Annotated in this window: 16 protein-coding genes; 4 read left to right on the top strand and 12 right to left on the bottom strand. The window is 44.9% G+C overall.

From position 1 onward, the window contains the following. Nucleotides 1-1122, top strand: a complete 1122-nt coding sequence (locus ABD894_RS03345; RefSeq protein ID WP_345209565.1) for a S1C family serine protease — start codon at nt 1-3, stop codon at nt 1120-1122. Between the two features lie 92 nt (nt 1123-1214). Beyond that, nucleotides 1215-1868 (top strand): YceH family protein, encoded by a 654-nt coding sequence (locus ABD894_RS03340; protein ID WP_345209564.1) that lies wholly within the window; start codon nt 1215-1217, stop codon nt 1866-1868. Nucleotides 1869-1875: 7 nt separating this feature from the next. Here the strand turns inward: ABD894_RS03340 and ABD894_RS03335 are convergent, their stop codons facing one another. From ABD894_RS03335 to ABD894_RS03325, 3 genes are all read right to left on the bottom strand, one after another. Further along, nucleotides 1876-2106, bottom strand: coding sequence for a hypothetical protein (locus ABD894_RS03335; protein WP_345209563.1), 231 nt, complete (start codon nt 2104-2106; stop codon nt 1876-1878). Between the two features lie 26 nt (nt 2107-2132). After that, nucleotides 2133-3275, bottom strand: coding sequence for a putative sensor domain DACNV-containing protein (locus tag ABD894_RS03330; protein ID WP_345209562.1), 1143 nt, complete (start codon nt 3273-3275; stop codon nt 2133-2135). Between the two features lie 91 nt (nt 3276-3366). Next, nucleotides 3367-3918, bottom strand: a complete 552-nt coding sequence (locus tag ABD894_RS03325; protein WP_345209561.1) for an acyl-CoA thioesterase — start codon at nt 3916-3918, stop codon at nt 3367-3369. A 144-nt stretch (nt 3919-4062) separates the two neighbouring features. On the opposite strand from ABD894_RS03325, the gene ABD894_RS03320 reads away from it, so the two are divergent. Further along, nucleotides 4063-5295 carry a dicarboxylate/amino acid:cation symporter gene (locus ABD894_RS03320; RefSeq protein WP_345209560.1) on the top strand — a complete coding sequence of 411 codons (1233 nt, stop codon included), beginning with the start codon at nt 4063-4065 and terminating at the stop codon, nt 5293-5295. 213 nt (nt 5296-5508) lie between these two features. On the opposite strand, the gene ABD894_RS03315 is transcribed toward ABD894_RS03320, so the two are convergent. The 4 genes from ABD894_RS03315 to ABD894_RS03300 form a co-directional block, all read right to left on the bottom strand. Beyond that, entirely contained in the window at nt 5509-6705 is a 1197-nt protein-coding gene (locus ABD894_RS03315) for a glycoside hydrolase family 88 protein (RefSeq protein WP_345209559.1), read from the bottom strand. After that, complete coding sequence (locus ABD894_RS03310; protein WP_345209558.1) at nt 6702-7271, bottom strand: NanQ anomerase/TabA/YiaL family protein; 570 nt, start codon at nt 7269-7271, stop codon at nt 6702-6704. The genes ABD894_RS03315 and ABD894_RS03310 overlap by 4 nt, the downstream gene beginning before the upstream one ends. A gap of 184 nt (nt 7272-7455) precedes the next feature. Then, on the bottom strand, nt 7456-9825 hold the full coding sequence (locus ABD894_RS03305; RefSeq protein WP_345209557.1) for an ABC transporter permease: 2370 nt from the start codon (nt 9823-9825) through the stop codon (nt 7456-7458). 930 nt (nt 9826-10755) lie between these two features. Continuing rightward, nucleotides 10756-11451: a Crp/Fnr family transcriptional regulator gene (locus ABD894_RS03300; RefSeq protein WP_345209556.1), complete on the bottom strand. Its 696-nt coding sequence runs from the start codon at nt 11449-11451 to the stop codon at nt 10756-10758. A gap of 374 nt (nt 11452-11825) precedes the next feature. Between ABD894_RS03300 and ABD894_RS03295 the strand changes: the two genes are divergently transcribed. Then, nucleotides 11826-13187 carry a M28 family metallopeptidase gene (locus ABD894_RS03295; RefSeq protein WP_345209555.1) on the top strand — a complete coding sequence of 454 codons (1362 nt, stop codon included), beginning with the start codon at nt 11826-11828 and terminating at the stop codon, nt 13185-13187. A gap of 13 nt (nt 13188-13200) precedes the next feature. Here the strand turns inward: ABD894_RS03295 and ABD894_RS03290 are convergent, their stop codons facing one another. The 5 genes from ABD894_RS03290 to ABD894_RS03270 form a co-directional block, all read right to left on the bottom strand. Continuing rightward, the gene (locus ABD894_RS03290) at nt 13201-14412 is read right to left on the bottom strand and encodes an ROK family transcriptional regulator (RefSeq protein WP_345209554.1); all 1212 of its coding nucleotides are present in this window, start codon (nt 14410-14412) and stop codon (nt 13201-13203) included. A 114-nt stretch (nt 14413-14526) separates the two neighbouring features. Further along, the gene (locus ABD894_RS03285; RefSeq protein ID WP_345209553.1) at nt 14527-17049 is read right to left on the bottom strand and encodes a family 20 glycosylhydrolase; all 2523 of its coding nucleotides are present in this window, start codon (nt 17047-17049) and stop codon (nt 14527-14529) included. A 7-nt stretch (nt 17050-17056) separates the two neighbouring features. After that, nucleotides 17057-17899 carry an N-acetylglucosamine kinase gene (locus ABD894_RS03280; protein ID WP_345209552.1) on the bottom strand — a complete coding sequence of 281 codons (843 nt, stop codon included), beginning with the start codon at nt 17897-17899 and terminating at the stop codon, nt 17057-17059. 24 nt (nt 17900-17923) lie between these two features. Beyond that, nucleotides 17924-19057: an acyltransferase family protein gene (locus tag ABD894_RS03275; protein ID WP_345209551.1), complete on the bottom strand. Its 1134-nt coding sequence runs from the start codon at nt 19055-19057 to the stop codon at nt 17924-17926. Nucleotides 19058-19452: 395 nt separating this feature from the next. Further along, complete coding sequence (locus tag ABD894_RS03270) at nt 19453-21231, bottom strand: RagB/SusD family nutrient uptake outer membrane protein (protein ID WP_345209550.1); 1779 nt, start codon at nt 21229-21231, stop codon at nt 19453-19455. Nucleotides 21232-21251 lie beyond the last annotated feature (20 nt).

Below are 21251 nucleotides of genomic sequence, written 5' to 3'. Positions count from 1 at the left end.
ATGAGCGATACTAAAATGTTAGAACAGATTGAACGCTACCTCAACGGCGAAATGAGCCTTGAAGAACGCGCGCAGTTTGAGCAATTGCGTAAAGAGAACGCGGTTATCGATAGTCAGGTTGTTGAGCACCAGGCTTTTGTTGGCCTGTTAAAACATTACGGCGAACGTTTAGACCTGGAGACCAGGCTGAACGCTATTCATGATGAAATTGATGTAAATACACTGAAGGAAGAACTGATGGTTCATCCGTCGTGGATTGTGAGCATGTGGCGCCATCATCACTCAAAAATCTCTGTAGCGGCGTCTATAGCTATTTTTGCTATGTTGAGCACTTTGTTCTTTACCGGTAAGTTCAACAATAAGGATTCGAAATACCTCGAACTGCGCGATAAGATAGGTAGTTTGCAAACTTCAACCGCAAGAATTAACGCTACCAATAACCGCATACTTAATAATATCAATAAATCGGACAAGCCGAAACCTGTTATTAACCCGGGTAATTTTCGGGGTACCGGTTTCGCGCTTACATCAAACGGTTATATCGTTACTAATTACCACGTAATTAAAGGTGCCGATTCGCTTTATGTACAAAATGTAAACGGCGATTCGTACCATGCAAAGGTGGTATACAGCGAGCCGGAACATGATATTGCAGTATTGGAGATCAACGATTCGGAATTTAAAAATTTAGGCGCTGTACCGTACAACTTCAAAAAATCAAAAAGTGATTTAGGTGAGGATGTATATACTATAGGTTATCCAAGTGATGCTATCGCTTTCGGACCGGGCTTTTTAACATCGGCAGCAGGCTTTAACGGCGATACTACTGCTTACGAGGTATCTATAGCGGCACGTCCGGGTAATAGCGGTGGTCCGTTACTGGATAGCAAAGGCAACCTGATCGGTATTATCAGCGGTAAACAAACGCAATACGAAAGTTCTGCTTACGCCATTAAATCAAACTATTTGTTGAAAGCTATTCAGGATATTCCTTCTGACTCGCTGAAACGTAAGCTCAGCCTTAACACTAAAAATAAAACCAAAAGCTCACTGGCAGGTTTAAGCCGCACGCAACAGCTTGCAAAACTGCAAAAGTATATTTTCATGGTTAAGGTTTATTAAGCCCCATAAAAATCCAAACATATATTGGCCCGGTTGAAAAATTTCATCCGGGCTTTTTTGTTACACATTTAACCGGAATGTTATATTTGACCATGGATCAAACACAAACCTTACCTGTATTAAATGATAGCGAGCTTAGGGTATTAGGCGTACTGATAGAAAAATCGCGTACCACGCCCGAATATTATCCGCTTACTTTGAATAGCCTTACCATTGCCTGTAACCAAAAAACTGCCCGTAAGCCGGTAGTTGATTATGACGATGAAGTGGTTATAACAGCACTTGATACATTAAAAAGAAAAGGGTTGATCTCTACCGCAACAGGTGGTTCAAGCCGTGCTACTAAATACAAGCATAACTTTGCCATTGTATTCCCGGTAGTGCCTGCAGAACTGGCCATTATCAGTTTATTGATACTCCGCGGACCGCAAACGCCCGGCGAACTGAATACCAATTCGGGCCGTTTATACGAGTTTGAAACGCTGGACGAAGTACAGGAAATACTGGATAAATTAGCTACCGAAGAACCGCATTACCTGCAACAGTTGCCCAAACGCCCCGGTCAAAAGGAGGCGCGTTACATGCACTTATTAGGCGGTTCGTTTGACGTGAACGATGAGGAAAGTTTTGCCGAACCCGTACGCAGATCGTCAGGCGAACTGGAAAACCGAGTAGCTATATTAGAGCAGGAGCTTGCCGAACTTAAAGAAGCCTTTAACAAACTGATGAAAGAGTTAATGGGCTAATTGCCCGTTAACGGAATGTTTGATTAAAAGCGACAAGCACTTCGAGAAATATATTTTTACCCAAGCCAAAATCTTCGGGCATTTCGGGTTTAAGCGGCGTGTCTTCTTTGTAATAAACCGGGAAAAGATCGATGAAACCTTTGAGGGATATTTCGTAGCTCAACCAATCGTGCTTGTGGTAAATTTCTTCAAGCTTCATCTCGTACAGCGAAGCGCTTAGCGGGTCGTGATCGTCCATTATAATAACAACAGTAGGGGATAAATTTATAACAGCAGGATATCAATTTTATGGGCGTGCACCAAGTTTAATTGGTTCGACCAGGAGAAGACAGTAAAATGCCCGTCCTGTGAGGCAACCAAAGCCAATGCATCATGCTGATCGTGCACAAACTGTGCCGCGGCCAAATGCCTTGTACCCCCGTTTTGAGCAGGGTGGCGGCGGGTAGCCTTGCCATCCACAACAGGTTCGGTAACAATTAATTGTTCTACCGGCACGCTGTTTTCTGATCGGGCTATCTTTGCGCCAAAGGCCATTAGCTCGTGCTGGTCGGTAATTACGGTAGCGCCATCTACAGCGGTAAAACCACCGATCACCTTTATGGCATCCAGTAAAGCTTCCTGCCATTCCAGTGTATCACGTTCTTCCAAGTCCATCTGCATCAGGTTAGTGATCACCGTATACGCAGGCGTAACAGGATAGTTCATAGGCTGCACAATAGAATTGCGCCAGGTTGCCGAACCCTGCGGTACTATCAGTAATATACCGCCCCGGCCATGGCTCCGCATAGATGAAGCCAGCTCAACCAATACGTTTACACCTTCTTCGGTAGATGAGGGCAGGGGCAAACCAAGCAACGAAGTCAATAAGCTCGGGCAATCGCCCACGCCGGATGTTTCTTCGTCAACAATTTTTATCTCGTCGCCTTTTAAAATGGCAATATTTACAAACTTGCCAAAGCCATCAATGCGTTTATGTTTTATTACCAGCAGACCCGGTTCCACCACTTCCAGCACAAAGCAAATGCCCGGTATAGAGTTGGTAGTTCCCCAGATGTAAATGTCATCTTCCTCGTGCCAAATGCCTAAATGTATGCCCGGCTGCTCAACAGCGGGGGCAAGTTTTATTAAGTTTTGCGGTGTTAGCCTGATGCGGTTCTCAAATAAAAGCGGTTGTTCTGATTGTGAAGGGTGCAGCAGTGCCATTGATATTTTAGGTGGTTTGCCTTCTTCTCGGCGCAGGCTGGCCCAAAATGCTACATCAATAACTGCCTCAATAATGCGCGCGCTCAAATCCCGCGACAAATTAAGGTCGCTGAAAACCCTTGCGGCGGTAATATGCTTGGCAAAATGGTTCTCAATAGTAGAAGCTACCATTCGCGCAGCCAGGTATGTAGGTTCAGATAGCATGTAATATCAAATGATGAGCAAAGGTACTATATAATGGTATTGCAATTGTATACGCTTGGTAAAACTACACAGCGCCTGATAAGTTTCAGCATCAGAATTTTATCCTGCAATTTTCCGATTCCATCAGGTTCTTGTATTCGGCAATATCGTCGGGTGTTTTAATGCGGGCAAATTCATCGCGATAGTATTTTTTAAGCACCTTGCGCTGCATTGCCTCAAAGTATCGTCTCAATTCGGTTTGGGTTTCCAGTATAAGGCCGGGCACAGGTACGGTTTTGTTATTGTCCATAGCCACCATGGTGAAATAACTCGTGTTAGTATGGGTGATGATATTGGTACGCACATCTTCAGATTGTACCCTGATGCCCACCACAACCGAGGTATTACCCGTGTAATTCACCGAAGCCAGCATTGATACCAGCTGACCGATCTCCACCGGGGCAATAAAATTCACCTCATCAATAGAAGCGGTTACGCAATAATAACCGGTATGTTTCATGGCGCAGGCATAAGCCACCTTATCCATCATAGATAGCAGCACGCCTCCGTGTATCTTACCTCCAAAGTTGGTGTAGGAGGGAATCATCAGTTCGGTGATAACGGTTTCAGAGTTTTTAGCGGGTTTAAAAGTGCGTTCGGCCATAAAGCTTTTGTGTTGATATTGCGATAATACTGAAAGATTTTGCAACCCCGTAAATTTAATGTTCTTATATTGGTTTTAAATGACGCCGATACAATAAACTAATGCGTATTATTACCGTTTATCGCATTTACTATACACAGATACATGAATAGTTGGTTTAAAAATTACAAAGGGATAATTTGGTTAATAACGGGTATTATCATAGGCAGTATTGCCGGCGCCGTACTGGGCAAACAAGCCGAAGTATTAAAACCTATCGGCGATATCTTCCTGAATCTGTTGTTTACAGCGGTAATTCCTTTGGTGTTTTTCGCTATATCATCGGCCATTGCCAACCTGAGCGGCTCTAATAAACTGAGCCGGATAATGGGAGCCATGTCGCTGGTGTTTTTATGTACGGTGCTGATATCGGCATTTTTAACCATTGTAGCCGTTTGGATCTTCCCGGTACATCAGCAGGTGGCAGTAACCCCGCTTACCGAAAATATAGTTAAAAAACCATTCGGCGACCAATTGGTGCTACTTTTTACCACCAGCGAATTTTTCGATCTGCTATCGCGCAAAAGCATGATGGCCATGATGGTATTCTCGGTACTCATCGGCTTCGCTACGCTGCGTTCGGGTGAAAAGGGAGCAGCGTTCGCTCGTTTTTTAAATGGAGGTAACGAGGTGTTTAAAAACCTGTTTACCCTTATAATGAAACTCGGACCGATAGGTTTAGGTGCTTATTTTGCTTACCAGGTAGGCGTATTTGGTCCGCAATTGTTTGGTACTTACGCGCACGCTATGGGGCTTTACTATGGCGTGGGCGCCTTTTATTTTGTTGCGCTGTTCAGCGTATACGCTTTTATTGCAGGCGGAGTAAAAGGTGTAAGAAAATACTGGCGAAACAACATTATACCATCTGCTACGGCGGTAGGAACTTGCAGCAGTATTGCCACCATCCCGGCCAATTTAGATGCCGCCCGAAAAATTGGTATCCCGGATATTATCACCAATGTAACCATCCCCTTAGGGGCTACTTTGCATAAGGATGGATCAAGTATCTCATCCATCGTTAAGATGGCGGTGGTGTTTGCCATGTTCGGTAAAAGTTTTGACAGTGCCGAAGCAGTACTCATCGCCTTAGCCATGACGGTACTGGTAAGTATGGTTGAGGGCGGCATCCCCAACGGCGGATATGTGGGCGAACTATTATTCATCTCCGCCTATGGTTTCCCACCCGAAGCCCTACCTCCGGCAATGATCATCGGCACGCTGGTGGATCCGTTGGCGACTTTGCTCAATGCCACTGGCGATACCGTAGCCGCCATGTTGGTAGCCCGCTTTACGCATGGCAAAAACTGGATGGATGCGGAATTGCAACAGGAGGTATAGTCTCGATATTTAAGTAATCGTATAGTCAACTCACCCGGTCTACGCTTCGCTGGACCACCCTCTCTGCTTCGCAAAGAGGGTTGGAGAATCTTGCAAAGTAAATATCTTCAAAACCCCTCTTTCCGCTTGCGGAGAGAGGGGTGACGAGCAAAGCGATGTCGGGGTGAGTCGATATAGCCGCTTTTCATTAACAGCCATGTTTTCTACAACTGCCTACAACAAAGGCGACAACCCTTTTTGCAAACGTTGCTGACGTAGCAGCGCCTCCAAATAATAATAATCCGCGTAAATTATCGGTACATCTATTTCGCTTTTGGCGGGTTTATGGCCGGTGCTGTGTAGTAAAATAAAGCCTTTGTTTGTTCCGGGTTGTGCCTGGTAATGGTCGTGCAGGTTCTTTACAATTTTATCCGCTAAGGCTCGATACTGCTTCCAGTTTTTGCTGTAGGTTGATAACTCATACAATGCCGATGCTGCTATGGCTGCAGCAGAAGCATCGCGCGGGGCATTCGGAATATCGGGCGCGTTGTAATCCCAGTAGGGTATAAGGTCTTTAGTTACGGATGGGTTGTTGAAAATGAATGCCGCGATTTTATCGGCCTGTTGTAAATAAGCCGGATTTTTGGTTTCGCGGTAGCTCATGGTATACCCATACAAGCCCCATGCTTGTCCGCGTGCCCATGCCGATTCATCAGCATAACCCTGGTGCGTTTGGCGGTGCGCTACCTTCCCGGTTTCGGTATCGTAATCAACTACATGATACGAGCTATTATTAGCCCTGAAATGATTTTTAAGTGTAGTATTGGCATGCGTAACGGCCACTTTGTAATAGGTAGAATCACCGGTGAGCTTGGTCGCTTCAAAAAGCAATTCCAAGTTCATCATATTATCAATAATGACCGGGTACTTCCATTCGGGCCTGCCATCCCACGATTTAATGCAGCCTACCTTCGGGTTAAAGCGGGTGATGAGCGTTTTGGCCGATTCAATAATTACCTCTTTGTAATGCGGATCTTTAGTTGCTTTGTAGGCATTACCCACGCTGCAATATAGCATAAAACCCAGGTCGTGCGTGCCGCCATTGGTTTTCTCTTTTTCAACTATAGTTGTATATAGTTTGGCTTCTTTAAGCCACTGGTCATTTTTGGTGTAGTCATACAAAAACCAAAGTTCGCCGGGAAAAAATCCACTGCACCAATCCGGCGACGGTATAAGTTTCAGGCTGCCATCTTCCTTTAACGACCTCGGGATACTGTTCTTATCACCGGCCTTCTGCGCGCTGTCTATATTTTTCAGTATCAGCCGGGTTTGATCTTCGGCAAAGGCAAAGCCGCTTTTGGTTTGGTTTTGGGCGTATCCGCCAATGGCGAGGCCAAGCAGTACGCCGGTTATTACACCTCTGTAACTCATTTCGCGGCTTTTACTTTAATTACCAGTTTCTTCACTACGTCAACACCATCTACTTTAATACTTGGGCGGTGCACATCATTAGGGAAAAACAAAAAGAATATGCTTGGTTCGGCATTGTAATATTTGCCATTGCCGGAGTATTTGGCTACATCTTTAACAACATCGTAAGGCACAGTAACCGTGGCGCTTTTAAGTGGCATCACCTCAATTTGTTCTTTGCCCTTAATTACATATTGCAGGTCGATGTAATTTTGGTGTGCTTCCCAACGGGCGCTGTCGGGTTCTTTTGATGGACCTTCGGTAATTGCAGCGTACACGTCGTCGCCATCAATAGGGTATTTGCCGGGAGCGATGGTACCCAGGTCTGTATTTTTCAGGTAAGCGAATGCTTTGTCCCAAAGCGCCTTGTTAGCGTGGTATTGTTTATAAAACGCTACAACATCCACATCGGGGCTAAGTTTTATGGTAAGCCCGTTGGCCCAGGTTTTACCCTTAACCCATGTTAAAGCAGTTTCTTTTGCAGGTGTTTGCGCAAGGGCATCCTGGTCGATGGCGTTAAAGCTCATGATAAATAAAATTATGATACAGGTAAATGCTCTCATTTTGTATCAGGTATAATTGGTTTACAACATCAATATTACGATGTATTTAACTGAAATGAAAATGGATGACGATAAATAATCGCATAAAAAACCGCCTGCGGAGTTGAGCCGCAGGCGGAATGGATTTAAACGATATGTGATGATGGTTTTATTCGCTGCGTAAGTTTTTCACAGGATTGGTCCAAGCCGACTTAATGGCTTGCCAACTAACCGTAAGCAGGCATATCACCACACTCAATAGCATAGTTACTACAAATACCCAGCCACTTATTTCGGTATGATAGGTGTATTTAGATAGCCAGTTATCTACATTATAATAACTGATGCACGCGCCGATAACAAAAGATACAAGCACCAGCTTAACAAACTCCTGCGATAGCTTGAACCATATATTGGCCGTACTTGCCCCTAATACCTTACGTATACCTATCTCTTTTTTGCGCTGCTCTGCCGAGAATGATGCCAACCCAAACAGGCCCAGGCATGAAATAACAATGGCCAGCGCTGTAAAACCGGTTGCCATATTACCCAGCAACTGCTCGGTGTTTAGCTTTTCGCCGAATACTTCATCAGTAAATTTATATTCGAAAGGGTAGTCGGGATTATATTTTTTGTAGATGGCCTGCACGGTCGCCATGCTTTTTGATACGGAAGCGTTAGGGGTTAGGCGCATGGTTATGCCGCCAACCCATCCTTTAACCTGGCCCATCATAGCGGGTTTAATAGGTTCAAAAGGGGAGCCCCACACAAAATCTTTTACTACACCAATAATGGTGCGGTTTTCGCCCTGCCATTTTACTATTTGACCCAGCGGCTCTTTCATGCGCATCAGTTTCACCGCTGCCTCATTAACGATGAGGCCAAGGCTATCTGCCGGGCGGCCGCGGTCAAAATCGCGCCCTTGTGCCAACGTCAAACCAAAAGTGCTCACAAAGTTGTAATTAACCACCATCTGGTCGATAGGGATCTTATCCTCGCCCTGTAATTGGCCGGGCCATACAATACCCCAGGAGTTACCATTGGTATTGGTAATACTGCCCGATGTTAAAGCGGCATCCGTAATGGCTCCGCTGCTGATGGCATCACGCCTGAAGGCGTCAAAGTTTTTATCAATGCTGCCTTCCACCTCAATTTCTACCAGTCCGTTTTGTTCGTAACCAACGGGTTTGTCCTTTATAAAGCTGATCTGTTTATATATAAATATGCTCGACAGAATAAGGCATATAGCAAAAGTGAACTGTACCACAACCAAAACCTGCCTTGGGCGTACCGCGCTTTTAGTGCTTATCAGCTGCCCTTTTAAAACCTTTACCGGTTTAAACGACGACAGGAAAAGTGAAGGGTAGCTGCCCGCTACAAGGCCGGTAACCAAGGTAAGTGCGAGTGCGCCAACCCAAGCCCATGTATTAGTGTAGGGCATGGTTAGTTTTATCCCTATTATCTGACTAAAAGAAGTTAGCAACAGGCTGATGATAATCAGTGATAAGCCTAACGCGAAGAAAGCCATCATTAAAGATTCGCCCATGAACTGGATGATGAGCGAGAACCTGCCTGCGCCGATAGCCTTGCGTACACCCACCTCACGCGCCCGGCGTTCTGACCGCGCGGTAGAAAGGTTCATGAAGTTGATACAAGCTACCAGTAATATGCCAATGGCCAGCATCAGGAACAAGCGCACATACTCAATACGACCGCCTACAGCCTTATAGTTTTTAAACTCATTATACAAATGCAGTGACGCGAATGGGTATAACGATACATTGTTGGCCTTGTTATTAGGATCATATTTGGCTATTAGGCCTTTTATTTTGTTGTTTGCCACATCGGCGCTTACACCAGGCTTCAGCATGGCAAATGTGCTGAACGAATAGTTGCCCCAACCTGAAGTAACCAACCACGGCATTTTTGCTTCGAGCGCTTTCCACGACATTAAAACCTTGAACCTGAATGATGAGTTTAATGGCTGATCTTTTATTACACTGCCTACTTTGTAGCTACGGTCGTTATCAATTTTTATGGTTTGGCCTAAAGGATTGGCATCGCCGAACAATGATTTTGCTGCCGATTGGGTAATCACTACCGATGAAATATCGGCCAGCGCGCTGCTGCCTTTTGGTCCGCTAACAACCTCAAAGCTAAACATATCCAACAACGACGGATCGCTCGACATGATGGCCAGCTTTAAAGCTTTGTCTTTATAATTTACAAGGGTAGGGTAAGGGCCGGTAGTACGGGCAACCTTGTCAAACTCGGGGTAGTCTTTCAGTAAAGCTTCGGCAAGTGGTTTAGGTGTTGAAGAACCGGTACGCACCTCGCCATCAACCGGTTGGTTGTTCATTACCCGGTAAAGGCGATCATTATTAGCATGGAACTTGTCGTAACTAAACTCGTTATACACATACAGCAGCAACATAAAGCTAATGGCCATACCCAAGGCAAGACCGCCAATGTTTATAGCGCTGTATAGTTTATTGTTGAGCAGGTTTCGCCAGGCAATAATTATGTAATTCTTCAGCATAGTAATCAATGATAGTGATGGTTTTCATGCTGAAGAGTATAATATTAATACCAGAATTGTAAAATATTGATAATTAGTATTTTGTGATTTTAATATGTGATAAAACTGTTCGCTATCGAACAATTATTTGTTCGCAAGCGATACAATTAGGGAGGGGCATTTTTTTAGTTAGTTCTTCGTTAGGAATGTTTTTGCTTTATTGAACGTTAGTGGATGTAACTTTCTTTTTTCTCTCAAAAAAGAAAGTCACCAAAGAAAAAAGTCGCGGCTGCGCAAGGAACTATTAAAGGTTGTGCTTGGGCAGGGTCTGTGCTCCCCGTTCCTTACGATGCCGCATTTTGTCGGTTATTTACGTTTGTGCTTTTGCATTACGTTAGCCCATCACTCCGCCGCCTCCGCAGCCGCTTGGCTCCGGCCAAGTGGCAACTATTACGCGGCCTCCGGCCGTACTATGTCAATTAATGTATTTATAGTGTAAGCTGAAAGGTTTACGTCATGCTGTATCACGAGTCACGCTATGCTAAACTCCCACCGTCAGCAAACAGCTTCGGACGAAAGCGGGCAGAACTGTGTTGGGCCATGAGCGCAAAGGCGGGCATAGGAACTTGTTGCATGGGGTGGGGATAGCGCGTCGGGGCAAAAGTTCCAGCCCTAAGTTCTGTTCGGTTTGCAGGGCAATGGCCTTGTGCGGCAAAGAAGCCTATTGCTGGACAAAGGGTTTTGTTACTTTTGCCCTCAAAAGTAATGGGGCAAGCGCCCAAGAGCAGGCTAACGTTAATCATAGCATAAGCACAAACCTACGTAGAGATTGCTTCGTGCCTCGCAATGACGATGATTTATAAGCTGTTACTAATTAAGCATCATAACAGCATCTCGCCGCCATAATGCCCCGTGTTTCATAACTCAAAGTAACCTAACTTGCACCAAACCCTACGCACCCGCTTCCTGTGTCAATTTTTCAAGCCCTTTTTGGTTGGCAATGGCGATGCTTTTGCCCGATAGTTTAATGAGTTTGTCTTTAACCAGTTCGTTGATCACTCTGAAAACTGTTTCGTAAGTGGCACCAGAGTAGGAGGCAAGATCCTGACGACTCAGGTCGATATTGATAAGCCCATCTTTTGTAACGCCGAATTGATTTTGCAGTAAAATAAGCGCTTCGGCTACACGGCCTTTAACAGGCATGTGGGCCAGGTTACGCATCTTTTTTTCGGACTGGGCAAGCTCTTTGGCGAAAAACATCAGCAGGTTGTAGGTAAACTGGGGGTTTACCTTAAGTGTGGCCTCAAAAAACGCGAGGTCGATATAGCAAACTACACCGGGTTCGAGTGCTGATGCAGATATGGCGTAAACACCATCGCTGCCTAAACCCCTGTGGCCAAATATCGATCCTTCATTAGCGAAACGGATGATGAGCTCCTTGTCGGCATCCCATTTTTTGTACACCTTGAAATTGCCCGAATGAACAAAGTATACACCTGTAACAGGATCGCCCTCTCTAAAAATTACTTCTCCCTTTTTTACTTTAAAGTTCTTTTTGTGTGCTTCAATAGCCGGAAGCCACTCGGGTAAACAGTTTTTTGTTAAATAGCAACTGTTTAAATCGCAAGGTGAATTTTTTTTGATCATTTGTCAGTTAAAAGCTCAAATTTAGCGATATTATTTATTCATAAATCAATATAATTTATAAAAAAGACAATTTAATTATTGTATTGATAATATATTTTAGTGCTTTTGATAAAATTGCTAAAATTTATAAAACATAAATAGCTGAATTATGCATGTTTAAACCTGTTTTAAATATTTAAAACTGATATTGTTTTATTTGTTTGACAATTTTGTAAATAACGCAATTGTTAGCGTGTTTATCTATGGTGAATTTGTAGCAGCTGGATTTCGGAGCTAATAAATGCCGTTTTAAATTCCGATAATTAAATTGTTACATGTAAAACAAGTTTGTAAGTTCATTTCAAGCTATTTTTATCAGCACATAAAGCCGCCTCATGAAAAAATTACTACTTACTACGCTTATTTCTTCATTATTTTTTGCCGGGTTTACCCAAACCACCATACATCGCGACCCTGTGATTGAAAAAATGGTAAGCGAGGTATCGGCAGATTCCCTGCACGCGCATGTAAATAAACTGGTTTCCTTTGGTACGCGTAATACGCTAAGCAGCGTTACCGATAAAAAGCGGGGCATAGGCGCGGCAAGGCAGTGGTTGCTCAATAAAATGCAAAGTTATGTGGCTGGCAGTAATGGCCGTTTGTCGGTTAATTTTGATACCAGTATCTATCAGCCTGATGGTAAAAGAATAGATGCCGTTACCGTACTAACCAATGTAGTAGCTACGCTAAAAGGTACCGACCCGGCAGACCATCGTGTGTTTGTTATTAGCGGACACATGGATAACATGCGTACCAGCGTAATGGACAGAACCGGCGACGCGCCCGGCGCTAATGACGATGGCAGCGGCAGTGCCGCGGTTATTGAATGTGTGCGGGTAATGAGTAAACACAGCTTTCCAGGTACTATAATTTTTGTTACCGTTTGCGGCGAGGAGCAGGGTTTGTTAGGCGCGTCGTTCATGGCATCTAACGCTAAAAAGAACAATATTGAAATTACCGCTGTGCTTAATAACGATATTATGGGCAGCAATAACAGCAACGAAACCAATATCATTGAAAATACTAAAGTGCGAGTATTCAGTGAGGGGCTGCCTGCCTTTGGCCTTGATGAAAAGAAAGCGGCAGCAATTCGCAGTTTGGGTTTAGAGAACGACGGGCCATCGCGCCAACTGGCGCGTTATGTAAAAGAAATAGGGGAGCGTTATGTAGATAATCTGGATGTGGTGATGATCTATCGTCCGGATCGTTTTTTACGCGGCGGCGATCACCTGCCTTATCAGCAGCAAGGTTTTACCGCGGTGCGAATCACGGAGATGAACGAGAATTTTTACCACCAGCACCAGGATGTGCGCAAAGAAAATGGTATACAATATGGCGACCTGCCCGAATTTATGGACTTTGAATACCTGCGCAAAAATACCTGCATGAATTTGAGCAACCTGGCTAATTTGGCTAAAGCCCCGGCTGTACCGCAACAGATAAACATGCTGCTGGCTAATCTTAGCAATTCTACCGCTTTAAGCTGGGAAGCACCGGTAACCGGCAAGGTAAAAGGATACTATGTAATGATGCGCGAAACCACCAGCCCGGTTTGGCAAAAAAAGATATTTACTACGGATAAAAGCATTACGCTGCCATACTCAAAAGATAATTACTTTTTTGCTGTGCAAGCCGTAAGCGAAGATGGTAACGAGAGCTTACCTGTTGTACCATCCGCCGTGCGTAAAACTAAGTAATGCGGAAGTTTAATTAAGCGTGAGCGGGTACATTTTGTTGTTCGTTGTTGAAGTTTTCCATAACCAGTACAGCCGCGCCTATCAGTTCGGCATCAAAACCGATATCTGAAATAAAGATCTCGGTACCACCAGCCAAGCGGGGGATACAGTATTTATTTAAGGCCTGCTGAATAGGGGCAAGCAACAACTTACCAACCTTAACACCACGGCCGCTTAGTACAATAGCTTTCGGGTTAAGTATATGGATGAGGATTGACAATCCGCGACCTATCTTATAAGCGGCATCCGACAGTAATTCGATAGCAAACTGATCGCCTTTGTTGGCCGCGTCCATTACTTCATCGCCAACAGCCAGTTTTGAGTCGTCGTCTGATATGAATTGCAGACTTGTTTTTTGTCCGTTCTTAACGCCATCTATGGCTTTTTCGGCCACAGCAAGTAAAGAAGCTTCGGCTTCTAAACAGCCTTGTTTACCGCAGGCGCAAAGGGTGCCATCTTCGGTGATCGGTATATGGCTAAACTCACCTGCGAAACCGTTTTCACCACGGAAGATCTGCCCGTTCAATATCATACCCAAACCAATACCCCAGCCAATATTGATCACCATTACATCTTTAATTGATTTGGCCACACCAAATTTCAGTTCGGATAGGGTGATCAAGCTCGAATCGTTATCGATATATACAGGCAAACCAATAACATCGCTTATGTGCTGGGTAAGGCTTTTATCGCCTGCATCAAGGTAGGTGTAGTTTATGCCTTCGTGTACATTTACAAAGCCGGGCATACCAATACCTACGCCAATAATTTTCTCCTTATCAACGCCCGAGTTGGCAATATGCTTAACCAATAGATCGGTAAGCGTATTTAAAGCATCAGGATTATCCTTTAGTTTAAGGTTGATGATCTCTACCGGCGATACATAATTGTTCAGCAGGTCAACTATGGCTATGCGGGTGCTTAGCTGATCCATCGCCACGGTTACAATGTACAACCTATCGTGCCTTACCGAATAAATAAGCGGCCTGCGGCCACCGCTTGAAGGGGCGTAACCCTGCTCAATAACAAAACCAGCCTCAATAAGATGATTGATGGCTTTGGTTACCAGTGGTATGCTTTTATCAATTCTGATGCTTAATTCAACACTTGAAAGTTGTTCACCATAATACAATTGCTGAATAATTTCAGCATACAACTTCGCGGTTTTCTTATTTGTATTGAACATATCGGGTTTAGTACTGTTGGATAATGATCCGGCGTGGTGATGCAAAACTAAATAATACAAACGATGCTTTTGTTATGTATCAACAAAATTATATAACAAAAGCATCACCTGTTTTTAATTAAGCTTTAATACGCTGCTGCTCCTGCCGTTGGCGCCAAAAGCCCTTAGCTTAATGGTGTTGCCGGCGGCAGGTATCTTGCCTGAAAATATTTTACTGGTGTTGGTGGGTATGCTTCCGTTGGTTGTATAACGTAAAACAAAGCCCGGTAATTGCATATTGGCCTCAATATTTCCGTCTTTTATTATAGCGCCCGGTGTAGGCACCCGGTAGTTGAAACCTCCGGCATAATTGTTTAATCTTGGTAACTCACGGGCTACTTTATTAGCAAACGTCGACCATGCCGTATTATACATGCTTTCGCTTAGCGCCACGTCTTTTTCGGTCGCCCAATCAGGGTCAACAGCCCAGGCACGTTCGGCTACGGCAAATAGCTTGGGCAATAGCAGGTATTCAAACTTATCGGCGCTGATAAGGGTTTCGCTCCATAAAGGGGCTTGTATACCCAATATATTGGCACGTCCCGCATCTGTCAGTTGCAGCTTATTATCAAAATACCCTGCCGGGATGGGTTTGCCCTCCTCGTTTTCCTTTTGGTTTTTATAATAATTGTAGGGGATAAACGCGTATGGTTTATTCATATCTACATAGCCGCCCCAATATTGCCCGCGTTCGCTGATGCTTTCGTTGTAGGCAAGGTCGAGATACAGGTTGGTAACATTGGTAAGCACCACCTTATACCCGGCATTGGCCAGTTTGTAAGCCAGCTCTTCGTTGCCCGATAAATTGTTCCATACATCTACATGGATATTTTGATCGGCCATGCGGGTATCAACTATCATTTGTTTTTTACCGTCGATCGTTACTTTTCGCAAGCCAACTTCTTCCCAGCCAGATAAATACAGTTTGCGGGCTTTTAGCATGGTATTGATCTTTGAAAAATAGTAATGCCACATTTCGTCTACATTTTTTACAGAGGTATCCTGCTTCAGCACATTGGCCACAGCGGGCGATTTCTCCCAGACACCCGCCGGTACTTCATCGCCGCCAAAGTGGATAGTTTCCAGCGGTACGCCTGCTTCCTTGTGCATGGCAATAATTTCGTCGGTCACCTTAGTTAAAAAGGTGTATACCGATGGCAGCGCCACATTGATCACGTTATCATCCCAGCCCTGTACCGAACGGTATACTGATTTATCGTTTACATCGCGCAGCAAATATTTATTGGCCTCGGCAGCTTTCCCGGCTTTCATCAGGCGATCATACCGCACATCCATTGATTTGATGGCCGCGCGTGCATGCCCCGGTGTTTCAAATTCGGGGATCACTTTAATATGGCGATCATTGGCGTATTTCAAGATCTCGATATAATCGGCACGGGTATAGAAACCACTTCCGGCTTTGTTGGCGGCATCGGGCCCCGAACCATAGGATGGATGCAGGCGGTTTTTAGCGTTTATGGTATGTCCCCTTTGCGATCCTATTTCGGTCAGTTCAGGCAAACCGGGGATTTGTATGCGCCAGCCTTCATCATCGTTTAAGTGGAGGTGTAGCACATTGAACTTATATAGCGATAGCAGGTCTATCAGTTTTATAACCTCTTGCTTTTGCTGAAAATTACGGGCTATATCCATCATAAACGCACGGTGACCAAAACGCGGGGCATCCGTTATGATTACGTTGGATATCTTAAGATCCTGCTGCACACTTGCCCATGCAGTTGGCGGTAACAAAAGTTTTAACGATTGAATGCCATAAAAAGCACCTGTAGCGGTTGATGCCATAATGGTGATTTGCGATGAGGTTACCTTTAACTCGTAAGCTTCCGGCGCAATAGCTTTATCCTGCTCAATCATAATCCCGGCAGATTTATCACCTGTGGCAACTGCCGGGGCTTTACCCAATACTTTGCTTAATTCGCTTGCCAAATAACGGGCCTCTTTTGCAAACACCGCTGCCGTACTGATCTTAACGGCTGATGTAAGATTGAACGTCCCCAGCTCCCGGGTGTATTTTACTGGTGTGGGCAATACCGGTGGCAATTCGTTTTCAGGCACGCTTTTAATCAGTTGGTTTTGATTGTATACCTTTTCGGCCAGTTGCTTTTCACGCTCATCAATATTGGCCGTATTGTCAAATTCTGTTTTTATGGGGAAGCCTTTGCCGGGTTGCTTATCAAAAACGAGGTAAAAACCTTTCGGGAAATCAGTGGCGTTTTTAATATTGCCGGTCCGCAGGTCTGACTTTAAAACTCCGCCTGCCCGCAGCGCGAAGCTTTTGCCCGGCGATAATTTAAACACATCGCCGTTTACCTGCTTTACAATAATGTTGCTATCAATACCCGCGCTTTTTGCGCCGCCGGTGTTAAAGTAAATTGACCATCCCGAAGCGGGGATAGGCTTTTTGCCTTTATTACTCAAGGTTAAAATTACGTGGGTATCGCCGCTGTTCAAATGGTTTTCTTCGGCTGATTGCCAGGTGAGTTTAAGATCGGCAACATTAAAAGGTGTTTTGTTCTGGGCCGATGTATTTACTGCGAACAATAACAGCAACAGGATATATAATGGTGTTTTTTTCATAGTTCTATCAATTATTTTGGCTGTGGTATTTCACCAGCCCTTCAATAGGTGTTTTAATAATATTGCCGGTACGCATGCCGTAACCGGCAGCCACTGTACTTAATAAGTCCGAAAATTTGTAACCTATAGAACCCACACAGTTCAAGGTGTAAGTTTTGTAAGCCGGATATAAACTGATCAGGTTGTTGAAGCAATCGGCAAAAGCGCTTTTTACTAAGGCCGATATATACGGATGCTGGATATGCAGTATAATAAAGCGGCAAAATCCTGCGCAAAACCTGTTAGGCATTGGCTTGGTGTATACCTCGTTAATAATATCATCGGGCGATAGTTTGTAGGTTTCAAAAAACTCGGTTTTCAAATCTTTTGGCATCCTGTCGCGGCCGTAATCTATCAGCAGTTTTTTACCGATGTAAGCACCGCTGCCTTCATCGCCCAATATAAAACCCAATGAATCTATCTGGTGTGTTATATTTTCGCCGTTGTAAATGCAGCTGGCCATGCCGGTGCCCAGTATAGCTACAAAACCCGCTGATCGGCCCAATACCGCCCTTGCGGCGGCCAGCAGGTCGTGGTCCACCGTAATAGCTGCTGCAGGGAATACGCTTTTTAAGGCGGTGCTTACAATATGGTTTTTATCGCCGCTACACCCTGCGCCATAAAAGTGTATTTCGGCTATGTTTTTCGCGGCTATAACAGCCGGGAGCTTTTCAATAATACAGGCCCTTATGTATTCGCTATCTACATAGTACGGATTAAAGCCCTCTGTGTCAAAGTAAATCTCGGGTTGGTTATTGTTTATTAAGCACCAGCTTGTTTTAGTTGAGCCGCTGTCAGCTATTAGTTTCATGCTGTAAATCGTTATCGTATAAAATTAAACCCTCACATAAATGTGCTTTTTATCAAGCACCAAACCCACCAGCCAGCATATCAGCATATAGCTTAAAGCAAATAACAGCGAACCTATGGCACCCGGAGCTATTACCTGGTAAATGGTGTCATTTATCCAACTATACAGGTTAAGCCCCTTTCTTACATGTATCATCCAGAAGAATTGCACCAGTATTTCGGAGAGCAGGTAAATAAACAAGGGGTTTTTGCCAAAGGTGATGAAGAAGCTTGTCCAGTTATATTTGTTCCACGCCTTTATTTCAAGGGCGTAAACAAGGGTCGATAGGATAACCAGATCAAGCCCGGTAGTAACCAGTACAAATGAACTCGACCATAATTTTTTATTGATAGGGAATACCATGTTCCAGCATAGGGCTAAAAAGATAAACAGGCAGCCCACAAGCAGCAGTTTGGCAATGGTATCATAACCCTTGCCTTTATCCTGAATAAATTTGCCCGCATAATAGCCTACCACCACGTTTACAATTGCAGGCAAGGTGCTCAATATTCCTTCCGGATCGAAAGCGATGCCTTCGCCATGGTAAAGGTGACTATCGCCGAGTATAAATTTATCAAGATAGATGCCCGCATTGCCCGTCATGCTCAGCGGATCAACCGGGTTGCCGTAGATAAGCAGCAATACCCAATAGCCTACTAATAACAATACCGATGCGATGATAACACTGCGTTTGGATAAATAATGGATCATGAGCGAAGCGAAGCAATAGCACAACGCGATGCGCTGTAATACGCCCATAATACGTGTGTTGCCTATAGGCGACAAGGTAATGTGATCGCCGCCAAAATTAAAGAAGGGGAACCAGTACATAAGGTAGCCTATCAAAAATATCAGCAGGGTGCGTTTAAATATTTTACCTAACACAGCCGCGTTGCCAATTTGCTGGTAACGTTTCATTGAAAAGCTCATGGCGTTACCCACCGCGAACAGGAACGATGGAAACACAAGATCTGTAGGGGTGAAGCCATGCCATGCCGCGTGCTCCAGCGGAGCAAAAGGCGTAGCGCCGCTTCCGGGGGTGTTCACGATGATCATAAAACAAATGGTCATTCCGCGAAACACATCCAGCGATAAAAACCGCGATGAGGATTGAGTCATATTAGTTTATAATAGGTTATACGAAGCCGGTTTAAAGCCGGCGAAAAATTGTTCATTAATGTTTCAGCCTGTTTAGCCTGTGGTCGGTGTTATCACCGCACCACTAACTCACGTCATTGCGAGCAACGAAGCAATCCCCAATTAGCAGAGCCGCTCTGTATATGTAGAGATTGCTTCGTACCTCGCAATGACGAGCTTTTTATTATGCCCGCTATAAGCGGAACTTTTTTCAAATCCCTCCTTGGGGAGGGGTGTGATGGAAAGTGCGGTGGCAGGGAGGGGTTTATGCAGTATTTCAAAATAGCTGATAAAACCCCTCCCTACACCCTCCCAAGGGAGGGAATCGCACATTGCCCCTTATTGCACTCTCGTCATCACCAATGACGAGTTTTTAATCAATGATACCCCGGATTCTGCTTTAACTTAGCAGCACCACCCGCCGCGCTTAGGTCAATCTGGCGTTGTGGTATAGGGTAATACTCATTCTTATTTTTGGTGAAACGACCGCCACGCACATCATTGGTCAGTTTGCCCTGGTAGGTAAAGTATGCGTTCAGCTCGGTATCGGCAATACCCCATCGCACCAAATCAAAAAAGCGGTGACCTTCCATGGCAAGCTCTATCTTGCGTTCAAAGTAGATGGCTTTTAGCGATAGCTCCTTTGATGAAAAATAGCCAAGCGGATAAGTACCTATTTTATAATTAGCCGCCGGTTCGTCGCTAAAGCCACCTGTTGGGTCTTCATCGTCGAGGTATTTATGCACCCAGCCCTCGGGTAGTGCCGCTCGTTCGCGTACCCGGTTAACGTAGCTTTCGGCTTTGGCAAAATCACCCAGCTGAGCTTCCACCTCGGCGGCCATCAGCAATACATCGGCAAAGCGGATAATGTTATAGTTAATACCCGAGCCCGGCGCCCAGGAATGGTTATCGCCCTCGGTATCCTGTAACTCCTGGCCATAAACATTTTTCAATGGCGAATACGGACCACCGTAAGCCTGATCGCGGATCCAGTCGTTACCCGGGTGTATACCCCAGTCAAGGTAAGGGATTCCCCTGCGGCCAACGGTCCAGTCGAGCCTTGGGTCGATGTTTTTGGTATCCGGTGTAAAGTTGTCGTCCGATCCTAAATTCATGTCATTCTTGATGGCATTATCATTATAGGCATCTAAAAATGGCAAACCTGCTGCATCAGTACGGAAATGATTTACCAAGTCAATCGACGGCTGGTAAAACCCGCAGCAACTAAACGGACTGCTGTTGCCATACGGAAAGTTCAGCATATCGCCGTTATTGGCATTAGATGGCCCATCCGGATCGGCATTGGCAGCGGTTTGCACCGCGAAAACAGATTCTTTGCTGTTATTGGTAGCCGCCCTGAAGTTGTCGTCGAACAGTTCGTTCAAGTCATACTTTTTGCCGTTGGCGGTAACGCCTTGCGCTATCACCGCATCAAAAACCGGCCTTGCTTCGGCATATAGCTTTTGGTACAGATAAGCTTTGCCCAAATATGCGCCTGCCGCCCATTTATTAGCACGACCTGCATCAGGTTGTGTATTGGGCAGGTTTTCGTAAGCGTACTTCAGGTCATCTGTTATTTTAGGCCAAATATCATCGGTATTGGGTTGATTAAAGTCGGTAGTGGTTTCGTCGATATATGGCACATTATTAAACATCTTCTTGAGGTCGAAATAATAATGCGCGCGCAGAAAGCGGGCTTGGCCAATAATGTTCTTCTTCTCATCATCGGTAAAGGCGCTTACTTTGGCTACCAACTTTAAAACCGTGTTAGCGCGGGATAGGCCTTCATAATCGGCCTTCCACTTACTGTTATAAAAGCCGTTGCTGGCATCGCTGGTGAATTTTAATATAGAGTTGATCTCGGTAATATCGCCGGCATTACTGCCTTTTGAGGCATCGCCGCCGGTAAGGCCGCCATATATCCAGTTATCGGGCGGGGTTTCCCAGGCATTACCGCCGCCAATGGCCGCGTCTCCGCCCTGTTGCCCGTCGAGCGCGGCATACGCGCCTATCAGTACACCCTTAACGCCTTCTTTGGTTTCAAGTAAGGGTGTTTCGAGCGCGCCGGTGAGCGGTTTATCTAAATACGATTTTTTACATGATGCTAATGCCAGTGCAGTTACTATCGTTAAGGTGATATATATTCTTGCTTTCATCTTGATCTTTTTTAATATCA

The sequence above is a fragment of the Mucilaginibacter gynuensis genome (genome assembly GCF_039541195.1).
Classification (GTDB): Bacteria; Bacteroidota; Bacteroidia; order Sphingobacteriales; family Sphingobacteriaceae; genus Mucilaginibacter; species Mucilaginibacter gynuensis.
Note: the sequence above shows the minus strand (reverse complement) of the source record. Positions and strands in the feature narration are given on the sequence as shown.